This is a genomic window from Candidatus Enterococcus leclercqii (assembly GCF_009933135.1).
Taxonomy (GTDB): domain Bacteria; phylum Bacillota; class Bacilli; order Lactobacillales; family Enterococcaceae; genus Enterococcus_C; species Enterococcus_C leclercqii.
In genome coordinates this window covers 340907-360669 of record NZ_MAEH01000009.1, presented here as the reverse complement: position 1 = coordinate 360669, position 19763 = coordinate 340907, and the positions used below count along the sequence as shown (strand labels likewise).

Below are 19763 nucleotides of genomic sequence, written 5' to 3'. Positions count from 1 at the left end.
AAAAATGAAGTTCAAAAAAATGGGTACTGTGATGTTGGCTGCAGCAGCGATGGTTGCATTAGCAGCTTGCGGCAACTCAGGCAATGACAGCAAAGGCAGCGATTCAAAAGGCGACGACAGCAAAATCGTCACTGAAATCACCAAGGATACTGAGATCACTTTCTGGCACGCAATGAACGGTGCACAAGAAGAAGCGTTGACAAAAATCACCGACGACTTCATGAAAGCAAATCCAAAGATCAAAGTTACTCTGCAAAACCAAGGTCAATACTCTGATATGCAAGCGAAAATCAACTCAACACTGCAATCACCAAAAGATCTGCCAACCATCACTCAAGCTTATCCAGGCTGGTTGTGGAATGCAGCGCAAGAAGACATGCTGGTAGACTTGAAACCATTCATGGACGACAAGACCATCGGCTGGGGCGAACAAGAAGCTATCCGCGAACCACTGTTGAAAGGTGCGGAAATTGACGGCAAGCAATACGGTATTCCATTCAACAAATCAACAGAAGCATTGGTTTACAATGCAGATATGCTGAAAAAATACGGCGTTGAAGTACCAACAACTATGGAAGAATTTGCTCAAGCATGTAAAGACATTTACGAAAAATCCAACCATGAAGTTGTCGGTGGTGGTTTTGACTCTCTGAACAACTACTACACGATCGGTATGGAAAACCAAGGCGTAGAATTCACCAAAGACCTTGATTTTGCTAGTGATGAATCCAAAGCAGTTATCGACTACTATTTGGAAGGCATCAAAGACGGTTCAATGCGTATCGCAGGCTCTGACAAATACTTGTCTGGCCCATTTGCCAATGAAAAAGTTGCTATGTTCGTTGGTTCAATCGCTGGTGAAGGTTATGTGAAGAGCGATACAGAAGGTAAATTCGAATATGGCGTAGCACCTCGTCCTGACAAGAAAAATATCCAACAAGGGACAGACGTTTACATGTTCTCAGAAGCAACTCCAGAGCAACAAACAGCAGCTTACCTGTTGTTGAAATATATGGCACAACCTGAAGTACAATTGTACTGGGCTGAAATGACTGGTTATATGCCAATCGTTGAATCAGTATTGGAATCTGACGAATACAAATCTTCTACAGAAACTAAAGTACCAGCTATCTTGGAAGAAGCAACAAAAGACTTGTTCGCATTGCCTGTAACTGAAAATGCAGACCCTGCTTACAACCAAGTTCGTACAATCATGGAAAACATCTTGTCTAATCCTGACGGCAAGACAGACGACTTGATCAAACAAGGCGTTTCCGAATTGGCAGACGCTTGGAACCAATAAGAGCTATTAAAAACAGCCAACACGCATTTTGCTTGTTGGCTGTTTTTTGCGCTTAATGCAAACGACTGCTTGCTTAATGTCCGCCAGTTACTTTGATGCCTATGATACCTACCAGCAACAAACCGACAAACAGCCAAGTGACAGGTGCCAGTTTGTCATGGAAGAAAACGACACCAATAATAATTGAGCCGACTGCGCCGATACCCGTCCAAATTGGGTAAGAGAGGCTCATGGGGAGTGTTTTGATTGCTCTGGAGAGAAAGTAAAAGCTGGCAATCATGCCCAGTACACAATAAAGACTGTAATTCAGCTTACTGAAACCATTGCTTTGTTTCATCATCGTTGACCAGAAAACCTCCAAACCTCCTGCTAAAATCAAATCTAACCATGCCATCATCGATCATCCTTTCTTTCAGAGCCACGCCTATTTTAGGTGGCTTTTTTGAAATCCGCCTGTTGCTTTGCGGCGAAGGGAGCTGGCTTTTTCCATTCGAGACAAAATAAAAAAGAGGTAATCCATTCCTACTATGACCTGACGGAATGGATGGCCTCTTTGCGCTGCCCGGCAGCAGCGTGCATTGATTATTGATTTCCATGCTATTCTAGCACGTGGGATTTAAAAGTCAACTTGCGAGATTTTTGAAGAGAAAAACAGATAGGAAATTTTTGAGGGACAGTGTTTTTCTGTCGATTCACTTTTGAAATCGGTTCTTTTTTGTTAAGATGGCAGAGTGAGGAGAAGTGTCGCAACGACTGCAAAACAGTCAGTTTGACGACAATAGCTCCAATTTGACGAAGAAGGACTGTTTTACATGAAATTGACGATATTGGCTACCAGTGATATGCACGGGTATGTCCTGCCGACGAACTATGCAGAGCCGGGACTGGATCTGCCTTTTGGCGCGGCAAAAGCGGCGACGAAAATGAAAGAACTGGTAGCAGCCAGCGGAACTGATCCGGTGATCAAAATCGAAAATGGGGATTTTATCCAGGGGTCGCCTTTGAGCTATTATGTGGCAAAACAGGCACAGCATACGGCGGCGGATCTAACGCAAGTCGTCAATCAGATGGGCTATGATGTGGGGATTTTGGGCAATCACGAGTTCAACTACGGCATGGATTATCTGCAACAAGCCATCGCAAGTTACAATCATCCGATCTTGGCAGCAAATGTCTTAGGTGCAAATGGCCGCCCTTTTTTTGGCCAGCCTTATGTGATATTAGAAAAAGGCGGTCTCAAAGTAGCGATTTTAGGTGTTGTAACCCAGTACATCCCTCATTGGGAACAGCCCGGAACAATCAAAGGTTTGCAGTTTAAAGGATTGGTAGAGACAGCCAAGCAATACGTACCGAAGCTGCGGGAATTGGCAGACGTCGTGGTGGTTGCGTATCATGGCGGCTTTGAGCGGGATTTAAAAACCGGTGAAGCGACTGAATTATTGACTGGAGAAAATGAAGGCTACCAGCTGCTTCAAGAAGTAAAAGGGATCGATGCGCTGGTAACTGGTCATCAACACCGGGAAATTGCGGCGGAAATCAATGGCGTGCCGGTGATCCAACCGGGACATCGAGGGGCATTTGTTGGCGAGATTCAGCTAGAGCTTGAACGAGATGCAAGTGGTGATGTACGCGTGATTGGTTCTACCGCCGCGATTCATAGCGTTGCTGATTCAAAACCTGATGCAAAAATCATGGCTGCCGTGGAGCAGTTGAACCAGGATTTGGAAGTCTGGTTGGATCAACCGGTGGGAAAAGTCGAAGGAGATATGCGCATCACAGATCCGATGATGGCCCGCTTCCACGAACATCCGTATGTAGAATTCATCAATAAGGTCCAATTGTCAGCCAGTCAAGCCAAAGTATCCGGTACGGCGCTGTTCAACAACGAAGGCCGCGGCTTTGGGGAAACCATCACCATGCGAGACATCATCACCAATTATATTTATCCCAATACACTGGCAGTCTCTGAAATCAGTGGTAGCGATCTGCGGGCAGCTTTGGAACAAACGGCTGATTATCTTCAGTTGGCAGAAGGTGGCAAGCTGATCTTCAATCCGCGCTTTATCAAACCAAAACCGCAGTACTACAATTATGATATGTACGAAGGGGTCGACTACACCTTGGATTTGACTCGGCCTAAAGGAGAGCGAGTGACTCGGCTACAGTTTGAAGGTCACGATGTTACCGCTGACGAAAAGTTGGAAGTCGTAGTCAATCAGTACCGGGCAGTAGGTGGTGGCAATTATGCCATGTTCACACCGGAAAAAATCATTCGGGAAGTCCAAATCGACATGACCGAACTGATTGCCGACTATTTGCGGGAGCATCCAGTGCTCCAGGCGACCGTCAATAATAATTTTTTGGTGCTGCCGGAACAATGAGTATGAATTGGATAAACCTTGGGAATGTGACCTAAGTAATATCCAAGTGCTAAAGAGCAGATGTTTAACTCAAATGAATAAAAAATATGCGGATGGGAAAGATTTGTGACCAGCTTGATGTCTTAGTCCGAAGAGAAAACATACCCATACGTGTAAAGCGAAGTGAATTAGTCTGCCTTTGAATTTTAGCAATGAAAAGCCGACGATCTTCCAATGACTTTAATGGAAGATGGTCGGCTTTTGCTTGCAACTCACGTTTGGCGTTGTTCGGTTCGTAGGACGGTGACTCAACTTATGTCACATTCCCCTTTCCGATGCTATGGTGCAAGGGAAAAATAATGGCAAGTTGAACAGACCTTCTAGTGCTGCAAACTAAAAAGCTGTGAATCAGCTGATAAAGCCACTACAAAAACTGCTCTGAGTAGTCGCCAGTTAGTCATTAAAAAACGGTCAAGAAACAACGTGAAAATTTCTGAAAATTGCGGATGATAAAGAATGAGTAAAACTAGCGTAAGATTTCTCTTACCTGACTGGCTTTTTAAGAACAATGTGGGTATACTTCCCTCCATGGAGTGAAACAACGGCTGGGAAAATGATCCGAGCCTTGGTGAAAGGAAGTGTAGACGTTGGATTGGCAGACGCTTTTTGCCCTGGTGGCAGAAAACTGCAACAAAGAGGTTCCGATTGAAGTCGATCATGAACTTTGTTATGTCTATCGAACGAAGAAAAAAGGGTTACCCTTCAGTAAAACGGTTACTGTCTGTCAAAAGACAGCATTCGCCCGCAATGAACTGACAGAGATCATCGATTTTCTGGACAGCCACGGGTATCGTGCGAAGATTACGCAGCAAGCATAAAAAAACGCCGAAGCTCATGCTATTGATGAGCTTCGGCGTTTTTTTGCTCTTAATAATGAGAAGTGTTCATAGCCAGTGAACAGATCAGCTAGCTCGGGAGGTTCGCAGTTGGCTGATGAGTAAATCACCGGCATATAACGCTACAGACAATAACAACAACAGCACAAAAGGCCCGCCAATATAAAGGCTTAAAAAGGCGGCAAAAGCTACCAAATTACCAAGCATTTTTTTAACCATGTTACGTCCTCTCTTTTCTTATAAACCGTACGTATGAATTTGCCAAATAAAGCACCTGACTTTTAAATGTGCAGGAGTATCTGATAGACAGTAATCAGTTGAAATCTTCCACTGGATCATATTGGTAAGTAACAAATTCCATCTTATTAAAGCGGACATGCAGCGCATTGACTGCCAGTTCATAATCTTCCTCTGACAAGTTGCCTAAAAGTGTGACCGGATCGTCTTTGCCGTGATCAACGGTGTTGTCAAAAAGAGTTAGCGTCAGTGTCAGCAAGTCAGCCCCGCTATCAGTTGCGGAGAAAATTTCATTGGAAAGAGTGATTTTTAGGCGCTGATTGTCAAAGTCGATGATTGCATCAGCTTGTTGATATAGCGAGTCTGAGCCAGCTATCAGAAAAAATAAAGCCATCAATTCAGGGGATACGGTATCGGTCTGCCAACGTTTCAAAAGTTCCAAGTATCTTTGACTGTGAAGCTTATTTTTGAACATAGTGCTAACCTCCTGTCGTTTATTCCATTATAGCTCAGGCTATGAGGAAGCGGTAACAGGAGGCATCGGCACCACAATTTTTTTCAAAAAATGAGAGGGTCAGGCAGCACAATCCGCTGCATTTGGCTGGGAAATAGTGTCAGCATCGACCAACTCATTGGTAAGGGAGGCGGTGATTTCAGTCTGAGAAAGTTTAAATTGGGTCTGGTAGAGTTTGTGGTAAAGACCGGCTTGTGCCAATAATTCCTCGTGGCTGCCTTGCTCGACGATTGTCCCTTGATCCATCACGAGAATCTGATCGGCATTGGCAATCGTAGACAGACGGTGGGCGATAACGATGGCGGTGCGACCTTTCATCAGCTGATCCATGGCTTTTTGGACATAGTGTTCCGACAATGCATCCAAGGCAGCCGTCGCTTCATCTAAAATCAGGATCTGAGGATCTTTCAAGATAACTCGAGCAATGGCTAACCGTTGCTTTTCACCGCCGGAAAGCTTCACGCCCCGGTTGCCGACTGGCGTATCGTAGCCTTCCGGAAGTGTTGCAATAAACTCGTGGATATAAGCCGCTTTGGCAGCCGCAACCAGTTCGTCATCGGTGGCCTCCGGTTTGGCATAAAGGAGATTTTCCCGGATGGTACTGTTGAAAAGAAAAGCTTCCTGGCTAACCATGCCAATCTTACGACGTAGTGTATCAAGAGGGAGCTGCGCGATATCGTTGCCGTCAATGGTGATGCGCCCGGCAGTTGGCGTATAGAGGCGGGGCAATAGGTTAGTGAGAGTTGACTTGCCGGCCCCAGATGGTCCCACGATGGCTGTCATCTGACCAGCAGGAAGAGTCAAGTCGATTCCTTGTAAAGCCGCACTTTGACCATAGCTAAAGTCGACTTCTTCAAAACGAATCTGGCCTTCTGAAATAGAGTCAGCCGCACTTGCAGGTGTCTTTATCTCACTGTCAAGAGGCCAGGTGGTCTCTGGTGTCAGATCCAGATACTCGAAGATCCGGTCAAATAGTGCAAAAGAGCGCATGAAATCTACTTGAATATTGGAAAGTTGCGTCACGGGATTGTACATCCGGCCCAACAACGTGGCAAAAGTCAGAATGCCGCCAATGGTAATCTGATCTTTGGTCAGTAAGAAACCACCAACTAAATAAACCAGCATTGGGCCAATCGTTGTGAAGACGGACATTGCCATACGAAACCAGCGGCCTGCCAGTGTTTCTTTGACCTGCAAGTGAGTGACTTCACTGTTCACTGTGACAAATTCATCGTAGGCTTTTTGTTCATTGGTAAAAAGCTTCATCAACAGGCTGCCGCCAGTACTGAGACTTTCTTGTACATGGGAGTTGAGCGTGCTCAGTTGTTTTTGGCTTTGAGAGGTGATCTGCCAGCGAAGCTTACCGACTTTTCGGGTCGGCAGAATAAACAGCGGGATAGTAGCGACACTGATCAATGCTAAGATTGGATTGAGGCCAAAGAGGGCCACTAAGCTAGTCGCTAAGACAAAAACGCTGGTGAGGGCATTGACGACAGTGGACTGGAAGACTTGTTGGATGCCGTCCACGTCACTGGTGAGACGAGTCAGGACTTCCCCTTCCTTCAGTCCGGCAAAAAAACTTTGTGGCATGTGTGTGAGCTTGCCGTAGATTTCATTTTTGATATTGAAGGTAATCTGCTTGGCAATCCAGGTGCTGAGGTAACCCTGCGCTACCCCTAATAAATTGAGTAAAATCGTAGCCGACATGGATAAGCCGATGAAGATTGCCAGTAAACTCAGATCTTTTTGCGGCAGAGCCACATCAATGATTTTTTGCATCAGTAACGGAGGGACCAGTCCTAAAGCAGAGCTGGTGAGAATCAGTGCAATGACTGCGAAAAAACGCAGCGGATAAGGAGAGAAATAGCTTAAAATCCGAGTAACAAACGGCCAGGTCAATTTGGGCATTTTTTCAGGTTGTTGATCAAAACGCATACGAGCCATGGCGATTCCTCCTTTTATTCTTAAAGTGAGTGACTATCATTATTGTGAAGGACTATCCTGTAATAGACACCGCTACGAAGTGTTTACTTTTGAATCGATTTTTAGGTGTCCGCAGAAAACGGTCCAATCAGCAGGGAGTTCTCACTAGCGGCTGATTGTTGGTCCAATGCTCTATTTAGTTAGGTACCTATCTATTATAACGTGTTTGCTTGCTGTTGTAAATAGGAAGGTACCTAACTAATTGACCGGATTAAGGAAATCTTATACACTGGAAATAAATAGCAGATTTTGCTGATAATGGTCAGTTAAACTGAAAAAGAGAACAAAGGAGCGAAAATAAAATGGCAGAGGCAGAAGGAAGCAATCAGAAATTGTTAGACGCATTTTGGCAAATTAACCGACAAATCCGTAGAAGTATGGCTCAGTCAGAAGAAGCAGCTGGGGAAAAGAGGGCACAAGATAAACTTGCGCCGGGGCAAGAACGACTATTACGGCTGTTGCTGCGCCACGATGGGATCAGTCAAAAAGAACTGGCGGAACGTATGAGAATTCGACCAGCGTCATTAAGTGAAGTCCTCACCAAGTTGGAACAAAAACAACTAGTTATCAAAGAACAGGATCCTGCTGATCGCAGACGCAATCGCTATCAGCTAACAGAAGTTGGTAAAAAAGCTGCTGAAGAGCTGCAAAAAGAGCGCCAAGATCAAGGGGCAGCCTTTTTTGATATTTTGAGTTTATCGGAAAGACAAGAGTTGGCTCAATTATTAGCCAAGCTAAATCAGGAAAAAGTCGATGAACGGTACTTGTAAAGTGGACAGTGAAGAAAAGCAGCTTGCGAATTCTTTGTTATAAAAGGTGTCGACTAGCTACTCAAAGCAGGTGTGGTAGACGAGCTTTGCGGAGAGCCTTGTTGAAAACAGCTGATGGTCTAGATTTCCAATACTGGGTCTCGTATAATAAGGGTAGAAAATAACATGAAGAGGTAAAAAATGATTGGATTTCTTTACGCTTTTATCATCATCTTAGCAAACACAATCGGCGCGATTTCAGGGATGGGCGGTGGCGTGATCATCAAGCCGGTCTTCGATGCCATCGGAGCCGACTCGGTGCCGGCTATCACCTTTTATTCGACAGTGGCAGTGTTTACCATGTCGATTGTATCTACGCTGCGGCAGCGGAAAAATATGACGATTGATTACAAGAAAGCTGGTTTGATTTCCATTGGTGCTGTTTCTGGCGGAATTTTAGGAAATTTGGCATTTGAAGGCCTGTTAAAACTTGTAGCAGCAGAAGAGACGGTACAGCTGACCCAGATTGTAATTACGGTTTTAACGATTGCTTTTGCCTGGCTGGTTTCTGATGGACGGCGAAATCTCAATTTAAAAAAGACTCCGTGGTATATCGTGGCTGGTGGGATTCTAGGATTTTTGGCTAGTTTTTTAGGAATCGGTGGCGGCCCAATCAATGTGGCACTGCTGATGCTGTGTTTTGGCATGGAAATCAAAGCTGCGACAGTTTATTCGATTATTACGATCTTTTGTTCCCAACTGGCGAAAATAGTGACGATAGCTGCTACCCTCGGGTTTGAACGGTATGATTTGACGATGCTGTTTTATATCATTCCGGCGGCGATTGTCGGTGGGTTTATGGGGGCTACTTTTAGTGGAATCCTCTCGGCAAAAAAAGTACGGATTATTTATCAGGTAGTACTGATTTTCGTATTGGCGATAAATATTTTTAATGGCATTGGAGTCTTTTTAGGCTGGCAAAAGTAAGTCTGATTTGGCAACTGCTCAGAAACAGGAAATAAGAAAGGGAGGCAACTATGAAGAAAACACTGATTTTAATACTGGGAGCAACGATTCTTTTGGGGGCAGCCGGCTGTTCAGACAATAAGACTACCGGCAGCAGTCAGTCTGACAGCGTAGCAGCTTCCACTGCAGAAGGTGTGACAGTAGCGACGAGTAGTGCTGCTACTGATCAGGAAGACACTACTGCCTCTGTTGCGTCATCATCGGCAAGCTCAGATTCGTCTCAGATGACTTCAAAAGATACGGCTGTTTCAGAGGTGCTGGATCAAAAAGTCGATTATACACAAGCTGTCGCTAAGTTTAGAGAACTATACCCCGCTGCAGCGATCCACGAGTTAGAGTGGGAAGCACAAGGCTTGTATCAAGGACAAAAAACCAAGCGCTTCAAGATTGAAGGGGAAGATGCCAAGGGTGAATACGAAGTGACTATTGATGCTGTGGCAGATACAGTTCACCATCAATCAGACTTAGAGGATGACGGCGATAACGACGATTGGCAAGAAGACCAATTGCCGATAGATGAGGTCATTACTATGGAAGCCGCAGCTGAAGTAGCTGATAAGTACGGGGCAGAGGGTTATTCTCTGGTGAAAATCGAACTAGATGAAGATGACGGGTATGTGATTTGGAGTGTTAAATTCAACAAAGACCGTCACTGGCAGGATGTCAAAATTGATGCCAAGACCGGGGAGTACCTGCGAACTGTCGCCGACGATCACGATTAAATCTGACCTAACCGCAAATCAGAGGTACCGGGGGCCACACCACAAGCAGGCTCCCGGTATTTTTGTGGAATAAACAGTTTCTTGACCAACGGACTTACAAAAAGTAAAAAAAGCAGTTTTCAAAGGTTTTTTGTTATACTCTAGGAGGGGGTGGAAGTCATGAATAAAAAGCGCAAACGCCGCTTGATGAAGGTGGATAACCGCGTATTATTGCCGTTATCAGAAGAGTTCGTTGCAGAAAACGGGCTGGCGGAAGATTCCATCCTGGAAGTGGACGAAGAACTTCTGGCTAAGGCAATCAAACAATTGACTCAAGAAGACATTTTGAATGATGTCTTGCGGCGTGTAATGGATGAGGATTCGACAGAGGAGGAAAGATAGAATGGAAATTAGACAAGCCACAAAGGCAGATTATCCAGCAATCTATGACTTGGTTCAGCAAGCCTTCAAAACGGCTCAGGTGTCAGACGGCACGGAGCAGGAGTTTGTCGAAGAGCTGCGAAAGGGGTCAGGTTTCTTACCGGAATTGGAATTTGTTGCAGAAGACAAAGGGAAGCTGATCGGTCATGTGATGCTGACCAAACGAGGAATTGAAACGACTGAAGGCGAGCATGGCGTCTTATTGCTGGCACCGTTGTCAGTGGCTTTTGATTATCGCAATCAGGGAATCGGCGGCAAACTCATGCAGGCGGCTTTTGACAAGGCGCTGACACTAGAGCATTCAGCAGTTTTTCTTGTAGGCAATCCTGATTATTATAAGCGCTACGGGTTCCAATCGGCGGCTGATCTGGGGATCGCCAATGGTTCTGAGATTCCTGATGAGTTTATTTTGGGAATCCAACTGGTGCCGGATGCGTTAAAAGAAGTGACTGGAACATTATATATCGAATAAATCGCAAAGCTCAAGCAGCGGCTGTGACAACAAAGTAGCCGCTCGATTCACAAAAAGACAGAAAGAAAGGATAGTGAACCGGCTATGCCGAAGACACGAATTGAAGCATTTACCGATGCAGTAATTGCCATTGTGATGACATTATTAGTTTTAGAATTGAGAGAGCCAGCCAATGATACTTGGCAAGCTTTTGAAGGAACTGGCCACCAGTTTTTTATCTATTTAATCAGCTTTGTTTCGTTGGCGGTCTATTGGAACAACCATCATCACCTGTTTAATATCGTAAAAAAAGTCGATGGTTGGGTTTTGTGGGCCAATAATCTGTTTATTTTAATGATGAGTTTGTTTCCCTTTGCTACCGACTGGGTGGTAGACTATCCTACCTCATTGGCGCCTCAGATTTTGTATGGCGGAGTGATCTTTGGTGCTGATTTGGGTTATTTGCTTCTGGGAGTGGCGCTCGTACGCTGCAATGGTAAAAATTCGGCAATTGGACGGCTCTTCCAAAACTACCGGAAAATGAAAATTACATTGTTCATGAATGTGCTGGCATTGCTCTGTGGTTGGTTAATCCATCCAGTCGCTGTACTGGTAGTAAACGGCTTGATGCTTTTGATGTGGTTTATTCCGGAAAAACAAATTGAGCAATTCATCCATCGTGGGGAGCACGAGTAAAAGCGAGGGGAAAGCAGATGTTCAACCAACAATTTGACGCACTGAAGTTGACTGTCATCGAGTTGCCAGTGGAGATTGAAGCCGGAATTCCAGTGTATCGGGGCTTTATTCGGGAATTGCCTTTTTTGGCAGCAGAAGCTCACTCGGTGCAAGCTTTGTATCGGAACTTACTGGAAGTCTATCAGGAATACGCCGAAGAACAGCTGGCAACGCAAATCGAGGAAGAAAATGAAGAAGATGCTATGACCTCGTCTTTGTTGTCCTATGAAGACTTGCTGAAATATTACGACGGTGAAAGCTTTGATGGATTTGAACACGGGAATGACGATAGTAAGCCATGAGGGTCAGTTATACTGGCCAGTTAAGAGAAATTTTTTTCGATAATGTGCAAGCAACTCATCAAGCTCTAGAATAAATTCAAATGACCAGTCGCGTCTGCGGAAAAAAGCAGATGCGACTGGTCATTTTGATACGATAAATTTAGAAAGCTTTGCTAAAAAGAAGAATTCCCTGCAAAAATCACGCCATTCAAATAGTGAGTTCACGAAATTGCATGTTACCTGCAGATCACCAAATCAAGTAGAGAATTTGTTTTGATTAAAGAAAGTGTTCTTCGCTAGTAAGAGACGATAATCTTAGTTGCATTTTATGCACCTTTAAGTCTTTTTCATAAGCGACGGTGTCAAAAATAGTGAAGCCTAATAGCTGCCAAAAAGCAAGAGCAGCTCTATTTTCAGTCAGTACAGCCAATTCAATTTCTTTATAGCCGGCAACAATCGAGCGGTTAATGAGCGCTCTTACGATCTGTTTGCCAAACCCTTGACCATGTTCTTTTACTAATAGTAGTCCTAGATAAACGCTGTCAGCTGTTTTGTAACCGGTCAAATAGTCTAAAATTGCTACCGCCTGTTGCTGACAGTAAATCACTTCTAAGTGCTTATTTTCTGGCAAAATGCTGGCGGGCCGTTGCTGTAAATCAGCAAGGAGTGATTCTTCGTCGAAAATCGTTTTTGATAATGCCAGGTAAGGTCTATTTGCGTTAAAAATTGTGAGCACATCAGCATTTAGCAATGGATTATAGGGTAAATAATCTAACATCGGAGCCCCCTTCTATCTGCCCATGAAACAAAGGCGTACCTTTTCCATGGGAATCAGCACAATGCCTCAGTAATTTCTTCGTGGCAGCATCCATAGGGCCGGCTACTGTCACGAGTGCTATGGCGAAGTGACTTATTCTTCAATCAACAGCGCTTTGATGCCGAAGCCGGCTAAGATTCGAGCGGCAGTGTAGGTGTTGAGGCCCTTGCGGAAAGTCAGATAAACTGGACGGTCACGAGGAATCTCATTGATTCGGTCTCGCAGGTCATTCAATGGAATGTTGGCGGTCGCTTCGATGCTGCCGCTTTTTGGCTTGTCTGATTCACGAACATCCAGGAAGTACGCATTTTGTAAATCATCTGCTGGAATATCGGCAAGGGCAATTGTTTCGGCAACTTTGGTGAATTGGTTAATCCCCACATAACCGGCGATATTCAATACGTCGCGAGAAGATGCGTATGGCGGTGAGTAAGGAAATTCCAAATCTGGTAAGTCGAAAATCGTCAGACCGCCAGTGATCGCAACAGAGAGCTCACCGATACGTTTATCGACACCGTGTTCGCCCACAGCTTGGCCTCCCAGAATTTTACCTGTAGCCGCGTCAAAGATCAGTTTCAAGTTCAGCCGTTTGGCACCAGGATAGAAATACGCGTGATCAAAAGGCGTGATGAACACGGTCTTGTAGTCGGTGATACCGGCTGCTTGCAGCATGTGTTCGGTTAAGCCAGTGTAGCTGGCTGTGTAGTCAAAAATCTTGCCGACGCCAGTCCCGAGATATCCCCGGTAGTGGAGGCTGTCATCACCATTGATGATGTCTGCCAGTAGGTGGCCTTGCCGATTTGCCGCGCTGGAAAGCATGCTCGGTGTAGGTAAGCCAGTCACGATACTGGTGGTTTCGATGACATCGCCAATCGCATAGATGTCTGGCAGGTTGGTACGCAGTTGATCGTCTACTGGAATCTGGCCGTTTTCATTGAGATTGATGCCGGCTGCCGCTGCTACTTCATTGTTGGGGGTGACACCAGTCGCAAAAAGAATCATATCCGTGTTCACTGTAGTGCCATCTGTCAGCTGCAGCAGATGACCTTTTTCGGAAATCTCAGAAACTGTCGCATTCAGATGGACAGCAACCCCTTTTGCCAACAAGTGGTCATAAATCAGATCGGCAATTTCAGCATCGTAAGGAAAAGCCACTTGAGGCAGCTGTTCAATCAAAGTGACTGCCAGACCGCGTTCCTGCATGTTTTCTGCCATTTCTAAACCAGCAACCCCAGCACCTAGAATTGTAACTGTTTTAGGATCGTGGCTGTTTAGATAGTCCATAATCGCATCTGCGTTTGTGACATTTCGCAAAACAAAGCCGTTTTCAGCTGCCTCAGCGCCGGGAATTTCCGGCAGTGTTGGCCGCGCGCCGGTAGCTAAGACCAACTTGTCGTAAGCTTCAGTGCGCAAAGTGTTGTCGGTAAGATTTTTGACAGTAACTGTTTTGGCCTCAGGATCAATAGCGGTCACTTCATGACGAGTGAAGACGTCAATGTTGTTTTTTTCCTTTAACTGCGCCGGAGTCCGTTCAATCAGGCTGGCCCGATCCGTAATTACGCCGCCGAGATAGTATGGCAAGGCACAACTGGCGTAGGAAATATCTGCCCCTCTTTCAAACAAAGTGATTTCATGTTTTTCATTTAACCGGCGCAACCGTGTAGCAAATGAAGGTCCTCCGGCAACACCGCCGATAACGATAATTTTCATAACAGACAGCTCCTCTTGTATTGGGTCTATAGATCGTTCAACTTGGATTCTCAACAAGAAAACACAAGTTGTTTTTCTGCCTCGATAGTAACGCGAAGTCTAGGAGGTGGCAAAGAAAACGTCTCGCGTAAAAGGGATTGAAAAAAAGTGGCAGCTTCAGCTGAGATTGGCGGCAGATCAGGGGATTTTTATGTGGGGAATGTTCCTTTTTAATTGAGAGTCATTCTCATTTGAGTTGAGGTCTGTTATACTAAAAAATGTGAAGCGATGAGGATAAAACCGATTACAAAATTAGTGGTGGCTGACGAACAGAAACTGATTACGAGCGGATCCGGTTGAATTATGTTAAGCACAGAAACCGTGATCACTCAAGCAAAGCTGGTAAGTTATGTTGAAAAACATCTAAGTCGCTGCCGTTTCGGTAAAGACAAACCGACATGTAAAAATGTCCGGTTCAGGGTTATCGATCAGATTATCGAGAAAAAAAGCGGAAAATTTTGAGTTGTTCAGGCTCCCGCATATTGTACCACCGGTTATTTCCCAGTCTGAGTCAGTTGCTGCGAGGGTGTAAACGGGTGCCGACAGAATGTGGAAATGTTTTGAAAGCGACTGCAACAATCAAGGAGGCCTATAGGAATTGAAATTACTGTACATTATTTTGGGGGCAATCACCCTGGCACTAGGGACACTGGGAATCTTTCTGCCGTTTCTACCGACGACCGTTTTTTATCTGCTGACGGGCTTTTTCTGGCTCCGCAGCTCAGAGAAACTGCATCAGCGTTTTGTCAATTCAGCGACGTATAAACAATATGTGGAGGAGCCGTTGGTAAAGAAAAAAATTACCAATAAAGGCATGGTGCGGATGTTTGCAATGATGGCAGTCGTCTTTGCACTGCCGGGAATTCTGGTGGATAATACGCCGATGCGGATCTGTCTGGTGCTGGTCTATGTCGCCCATGTTATCGGGCTGACTTGGTACCTGAGGATTAAAAAAGGCAAAGTGACCATTGAGAAAGTAGGCGGGATACAAGAATGATCGACAAACGTTTATTTGAATTTACTGACAAGAAGCCGCTGATTTTGTTAGTGGCTTTCCGTTTGGGGCAGTTAGGCTTGTCTATCGGGATGTGGTTATTGCTTGCCTGGAGCGTTTCAGGCTTAATGACCGGTAATCTGCCGCAACAAGGACCGTGGTTTTTGGCCGGTGGTATTTTAATGGGGGTAGCGGGAAAGGCCCTCCTGCATTATTTGATGGAACAGCAGTTGTTTGACTCTTCGGCACGTTTGCGCCTCAGTTTACGCCAGCAAGTAATGGAAAAAGCCTTTCGTTTGGGAGATAGCGAAGACCAATTGGCGCCGTCTGTTTTATCTCAGTTAGCCGTGGACGGCATCGAACAAATCGAAATCTATTATGCTAGATTTTTACCACAACTGTTTTATTGTCTTTTGGCGTCACTGATAATCTTTTTCACCTTGCTGCAATTTGCTTGGCAGCCGGCTGTTGTCTTATTGATAGGAATTCCGTTGATTCCGATTGTCATCATGGCAGTCATGAAAATCGCCAAAAAAATTCTCAGCAAATACTGGGGGGATTACACGAATCTCGGCACGCGTTTTTATGAAAACTTGCAGGGCTTTCGAGTACTGAAAGCTTTTAATTATGATGAAATCAAAGAAAAAGAAATGGTCAAAGAAGCAGAGGGATTCCGCAAGATTACCATGAGTCTATTGTCGATGCAGTTGAATTCCATTACAATCATGGATCTGATCAGCTACGGTGGTGCCGGACTGGGAATTGGTTTTGCGCTTAAAGCCTACGCTGCAAGACAGACGGATTTATTGGGCTTATTGGTCTTTTTATTGCTGAGTGCAGAAGTCTTTATTCCCATGCGACAGCTGGGTTCCCTTTTTCACGTCGCGATGAACGGAATCAGTGGAGTCAGCCGTCTTTTTAACTATCTGGAACTTCCCGAGCAGGTGTATGGCGACGAAACGTTGGCCGAGCCTTTGACAGAGATTCGCGGAGTGGGACTGCAGTTTTCTTATGATGGACAGCAGCCAGCTGTATCCGCTATTGATCTAACCTTAACAAAGGGTAGCTTTACAGCCTTTGTTGGCGGCTCCGGTAGTGGGAAAAGTACGCTGGGGCGACTTTTGGCCGGACGCTTTGGAAATTGGCAAGGAGAATTGCTGTGGAACGGCCGCGAGCTGACCGTCTTCACGAGGGCGACGTTGCGGGATAAAGCAGTCATTATTGATAGCCATACGTATTTGTATCCTACGACAATCAAAGAAAATCTGCTCTTGGGCCTCTCGGAAGCTGATCGTACCGAGCTTTCTGCTAATCCAATTGAGCTGGAAGCGCGTTTGTGGCAAGCTTTGGAACAAGTTTCCCTGGCAGCTGAGGTGAAAAAAATGCCCCAACAGTTGGAAACGCCATTGACCGAAAACGGCGGCAACCTTTCCGGGGGACAGCGGCAAAGACTGTTGGTCGCTCAAGGGCTGCTGCGGGAGGCTGATTTTTATCTATTTGATGAAATCACTTCCGGAGTGGATGCTGTCAGTGAGGAACAACTGCTGTTGACCATCCGCCAGTTGGCTAAAGACAAAGTGGTGCTCTTTATTTCTCATCGTCTTTACAATGTGCTGGCTGCAGATCGGGTGTTTGTCTTGAATAACGGATTGTTGCAAGAACAAGGGACGCCGACACAGCTGCAAGAAGCGGCTGGGTTCTTCAAGGATTACTTTGCACAGGAACAAGCCGTGTTAGGAGGTGCAGCGACATATGAAAAGTGAAGGGAAATTATTAAGCTGGCTGCTGCATTTTGTGGCACCACTGAAAGGCCGGATGCTGTTGGCCGTTCTATTAGGCATCATCAGCAATCTGTCGGTAGTGGCAATTCCTGTGATTGGCTTTTATCAAGGCTGGCAGTTGTTCAATCATCAGCCGGTTTCCTTGACCGCGACGATCTGGGTCTTACTTGCTTTGGGGATTTTACGAGGAGTCACGCGATATGGTGAACAGTATTGCAATCACGATATTGCTTTTCGATTACTGGCGTTGTTGCGCCAGCAAATTTTTCACCAACTGCGAAAATTAGGGCCGGCTCGACTAGTCAGCATCAAAAGCGGCGATTTTATTACCGCAGTGACTTCAGATGTGGAAGCACTGGAAGTCTTTTTCGCCCACACAGTCTCACCGTTTTTTATCTTTATCGGGACAACCGTAGCTACTGTGGGATTTCTGGGGAGTCAGGCCTGGCAGTTGGGGCTGCTCTTGTTAGTGGCGCTGTGTATGGTTGGCTTGGTGATTCCGCTGTGGGGGTATCGTCGCTATCAAGCCGTTGCGGATCAACAGCACGCGTTCTTTACTGAGTTGAATCAGCAGGTGACTGAAAGCATTCAGAGCCTAGCGACGATTCAGCAGTTTGATTTGGGAGCCGAGCGGTTGGAAAAATTAACTACAGCCGGCGAGCAGCTCAATGATTCCTATCGTAAAAAATTGCGTCAGGGAACTCAGCTGGCAGTATCAGGAGAAACGGCCATGATGGCCACAGCAGTTTTGATGTTCTTATTGGGTGTAGCGCTGAATTTGGCACCACAAATTATCGGACTCAGCGTGATTTTGACCCTCAGCAGCTTTGGGCCGGCGTTTTCTATGAATGGCTTGGGAGCAGCTTTACTGACGACCTTCGCCAGTGGTCGCCGGCTTTACGATTTGTTCCAGGAAGAACCGCAAGTGGTCTTTCCAACACAAGAGCCAGTGACTGGGGCAACTACTTTTACAGAAGCTTCTTTTCAACAAGTGACTTTCCGGTATCCCGATGGCGCAAAGCCAATTTTGTCAGATATTGATTTGGCCTTGAGCCCGGGACAAACGGTGGGAATCAGCGGTCCTTCAGGAATCGGGAAGAGTACACTGATCAAATTACTGATGCGCTATTGGGATCCTGAGAGGGGCAACTTGCTTTTGAATCAGCGTTCGCTGCGGCGTTTTACGGAAAGTTCTCTGCATCAGACAGAAGGATTTTTCGAACAAACCACCTTCTTGTTTGAAGATACCGTCGCCAATAATATCCGCTTGGGTAAAGCTGCCGCAACTATGGCAGAAATTCAAGCAGCCGCACAAAAGGCCGCAATCCATGAATGGATTAGCCATTTGCCCCAAGGCTACAATACTCCAATCGGCGGTTTGGCTCGCAGCTTGTCTGATGGAGAGCGTCAACGCATCGGCTTGGCCCGGCTCTTTTTACAAGATGCGCCGCTGTTGTTGTTGGATGAGCCGACCAGCAATCTAGATTATTTAAATGAACTGGCAATTTTGGAGACAATCCAGAATTTTGAAGACAAAGCCATTCTACTTGTTTCCCATCGTGACACCACATTGGCAGCTGCCGATGATATCTTCACACTGGAACAAGGCCGTCTGCAGCTTCGTTGAAGGGTTACAGAAAACAGGAACAAAGAAATTTTGACACAAAAAGATCAGTCTTCCTGCAAAAGAATAGCGACCCGCACTGATTTCGATAAGAAGTATCGAAATCAACGGCGCTCTTCTTTTACGTGGGAGGCTTTTTTGTGGCTGTTAAAGGACTGTAAAAAGTCAGAGTAGCATGCGTTTTGCGATACTGAGAATTTCTTATTGGTAGCAACCTTTGCAGAGCGTATAATTTTAGACAGCAGCTGTTTCAACTGGCTCGTGTCTTGAAGAAAGTCGATGTTGCATGGCGGGAAAATGAGGGCAGCCTCAAAGTAAAAACGAAAACGCGATTATTTTGTGGGTGCCCAGTGCAAAATGCTGAAATGACTGGAAGGAACCCCGCAACAGTAAATAAAAGCAAGGAGGGCGCCTGTATGAGACGGATCACCTATACACGCCGCATAATCTTGGAAAAGACCAAACGCTTTATTATTCAAAACGGCTTTGAAAAGCTGACTGTCCGTAATTTGGCGTTCTATATGAATATGAGTACACAGCCGATTTATAAGCAGTTTGGCTCTATTCAGGGCTTGCAAGATGCTTTGGTGAAAGACTTTTTTCAAAGATTGGCAAACGGCATCAGTCTGGAAAATCTTGAACCAGAGCAGCTATTTGAAGAATATGCCTACTACTTTGTCCACTGGGTCCGTAAAGATTATCAGTGGTTTTCGCAATTGTTTCTCTCGGAAAACCGCAATGAGGAAACAACTAAAAAGCTCAGACAAACCTCTTGTCGTCATTTTCAAAAACTGTGGGAACGCGGGTCAGCTTCACTGCCGGAAACTACGCTGCGCTTGGAGCAGCTCCATGATAATTACCTGTATGTGCTGATTGGCGCTGCCGTGATGACAGGAGCCCGGGTGGATAAAGCGCAATTTTGTACAGCTTTGCGGCCCTTGATTGCAACAGCTTTTCAAGGAGAATTGCTTCAGTTGGAAAGTGTCTGAACTATCGAGAATAGAGAAGCCGCAAAATCCGAATATAGGCAAGAAAATATATGTTAGCAAATAGCTGTGGCAATCCTTCTGTCAAAGTTCGCAGCCGGAACGGTACCCTGAGTATATGAAAGCCAGCGTTTA

General features: G+C 45.5%; 20 protein-coding genes. 14 read left to right on the top strand and 6 right to left on the bottom strand.

From position 1 onward, the window contains the following. Nucleotides 1-4 precede the first annotated feature (4 nt). Nucleotides 5-1303 (top strand): extracellular solute-binding protein, encoded by a 1299-nt coding sequence (locus BAU14_RS03930; RefSeq protein WP_161898767.1) that lies wholly within the window; start codon nucleotides 5-7, stop codon nucleotides 1301-1303. Nucleotides 1304-1376: 73 nt separating this feature from the next. Here the strand turns inward: BAU14_RS03930 and BAU14_RS03925 are convergent, their stop codons facing one another. Then, nucleotides 1377-1697, bottom strand: coding sequence for a DMT family transporter (locus BAU14_RS03925; RefSeq protein WP_161898766.1), 321 nt, complete (start codon nucleotides 1695-1697; stop codon nucleotides 1377-1379). A 418-nt stretch (nucleotides 1698-2115) separates the two neighbouring features. Here BAU14_RS03925 and BAU14_RS03920 point away from each other — a divergent pair, with 418 nt between their 5' ends. After that, nucleotides 2116-3684, top strand: a complete 1569-nt coding sequence (locus BAU14_RS03920; RefSeq protein ID WP_161898765.1) for a bifunctional metallophosphatase/5'-nucleotidase — start codon at nucleotides 2116-2118, stop codon at nucleotides 3682-3684. A 626-nt stretch (nucleotides 3685-4310) separates the two neighbouring features. Next, nucleotides 4311-4541, top strand: coding sequence for a hypothetical protein (locus tag BAU14_RS03915; RefSeq protein ID WP_161898764.1), 231 nt, complete (start codon nucleotides 4311-4313; stop codon nucleotides 4539-4541). Between the two features lie 84 nt (nucleotides 4542-4625). Here the strand turns inward: BAU14_RS03915 and BAU14_RS03910 are convergent, their stop codons facing one another. From BAU14_RS03910 to BAU14_RS03900, 3 genes are all read right to left on the bottom strand, one after another. Next, nucleotides 4626-4778 (bottom strand): hypothetical protein, encoded by a 153-nt coding sequence (locus BAU14_RS03910; RefSeq protein WP_161898763.1) that lies wholly within the window; start codon nucleotides 4776-4778, stop codon nucleotides 4626-4628. Between the two features lie 94 nt (nucleotides 4779-4872). Next, entirely contained in the window at nucleotides 4873-5271 is a 399-nt protein-coding gene (locus BAU14_RS03905; RefSeq protein WP_161898762.1) for a DUF6075 family protein, read from the bottom strand. 99 nt (nucleotides 5272-5370) lie between these two features. Further along, nucleotides 5371-7254 (bottom strand): ABC transporter ATP-binding protein, encoded by a 1884-nt coding sequence (locus BAU14_RS03900; protein ID WP_161898761.1) that lies wholly within the window; start codon nucleotides 7252-7254, stop codon nucleotides 5371-5373. 341 nt (nucleotides 7255-7595) lie between these two features. On the opposite strand from BAU14_RS03900, the gene BAU14_RS03895 reads away from it, so the two are divergent. The 7 genes from BAU14_RS03895 to BAU14_RS03865 all read left to right on the top strand — a co-directional run bounded on the left by BAU14_RS03895 (nucleotide 7596) and on the right by BAU14_RS03865 (nucleotide 11698). Beyond that, complete coding sequence (locus BAU14_RS03895; RefSeq protein ID WP_161898760.1) at nucleotides 7596-8063, top strand: MarR family winged helix-turn-helix transcriptional regulator; 468 nt, start codon at nucleotides 7596-7598, stop codon at nucleotides 8061-8063. Between the two features lie 180 nt (nucleotides 8064-8243). Continuing rightward, nucleotides 8244-9029: a sulfite exporter TauE/SafE family protein gene (locus BAU14_RS03890; RefSeq protein ID WP_161898759.1), complete on the top strand. Its 786-nt coding sequence runs from the start codon at nucleotides 8244-8246 to the stop codon at nucleotides 9027-9029. Between the two features lie 50 nt (nucleotides 9030-9079). Next, nucleotides 9080-9790, top strand: a complete 711-nt coding sequence (locus BAU14_RS03885) for a PepSY domain-containing protein (RefSeq protein ID WP_161898758.1) — start codon at nucleotides 9080-9082, stop codon at nucleotides 9788-9790. Between the two features lie 159 nt (nucleotides 9791-9949). Next, the gene (locus tag BAU14_RS03880; protein WP_161898757.1) at nucleotides 9950-10171 is read left to right on the top strand and encodes a hypothetical protein; all 222 of its coding nucleotides are present in this window, start codon (nucleotides 9950-9952) and stop codon (nucleotides 10169-10171) included. Between the two features lies 1 nt (nucleotide 10172). Then, nucleotides 10173-10682: a GNAT family N-acetyltransferase gene (locus tag BAU14_RS03875; RefSeq protein WP_161898756.1), complete on the top strand. Its 510-nt coding sequence runs from the start codon at nucleotides 10173-10175 to the stop codon at nucleotides 10680-10682. Between the two features lie 84 nt (nucleotides 10683-10766). Continuing rightward, entirely contained in the window at nucleotides 10767-11357 is a 591-nt protein-coding gene (locus tag BAU14_RS03870) for a TMEM175 family protein (protein ID WP_161898755.1), read from the top strand. A 17-nt stretch (nucleotides 11358-11374) separates the two neighbouring features. After that, a complete protein-coding gene (locus BAU14_RS03865) occupies nucleotides 11375-11698 on the top strand; it encodes a hypothetical protein (RefSeq protein ID WP_161898754.1) in 324 nt (107 codons plus the stop codon). 256 nt (nucleotides 11699-11954) lie between these two features. On the opposite strand, the gene BAU14_RS03860 is transcribed toward BAU14_RS03865, so the two are convergent. Both BAU14_RS03860 and BAU14_RS03855 read right to left on the bottom strand, forming a co-directional pair. Further along, nucleotides 11955-12455 carry a GNAT family N-acetyltransferase gene (locus tag BAU14_RS03860; RefSeq protein WP_161898753.1) on the bottom strand — a complete coding sequence of 167 codons (501 nt, stop codon included), beginning with the start codon at nucleotides 12453-12455 and terminating at the stop codon, nucleotides 11955-11957. Nucleotides 12456-12587: 132 nt separating this feature from the next. Beyond that, nucleotides 12588-14204 (bottom strand): FAD-dependent oxidoreductase, encoded by a 1617-nt coding sequence (locus BAU14_RS03855; RefSeq protein WP_161898752.1) that lies wholly within the window; start codon nucleotides 14202-14204, stop codon nucleotides 12588-12590. Nucleotides 14205-14841: 637 nt separating this feature from the next. Here BAU14_RS03855 and BAU14_RS03850 point away from each other — a divergent pair. From BAU14_RS03850 to BAU14_RS03835, 4 genes are all read left to right on the top strand, one after another. Beyond that, a complete protein-coding gene (locus BAU14_RS03850) occupies nucleotides 14842-15240 on the top strand; it encodes a YbaN family protein (RefSeq protein ID WP_161898751.1) in 399 nt (132 codons plus the stop codon). Then, a complete protein-coding gene (locus tag BAU14_RS03845; RefSeq protein ID WP_161898750.1) occupies nucleotides 15237-17000 on the top strand; it encodes an ABC transporter ATP-binding protein/permease in 1764 nt (587 codons plus the stop codon). The genes BAU14_RS03850 and BAU14_RS03845 overlap by 4 nt, the downstream gene beginning before the upstream one ends. After that, nucleotides 16990-18645 (top strand): amino acid ABC transporter ATP-binding/permease protein, encoded by a 1656-nt coding sequence (locus BAU14_RS03840; RefSeq protein ID WP_161898749.1) that lies wholly within the window; start codon nucleotides 16990-16992, stop codon nucleotides 18643-18645. Before BAU14_RS03845 ends, BAU14_RS03840 begins: the two co-directional genes overlap by 11 nt. A 413-nt stretch (nucleotides 18646-19058) precedes the next feature. After that, nucleotides 19059-19631, top strand: a complete 573-nt coding sequence (locus BAU14_RS03835) for a TetR/AcrR family transcriptional regulator (RefSeq protein ID WP_161898748.1) — start codon at nucleotides 19059-19061, stop codon at nucleotides 19629-19631. Nucleotides 19632-19763: the final 132 nt, after the last annotated feature.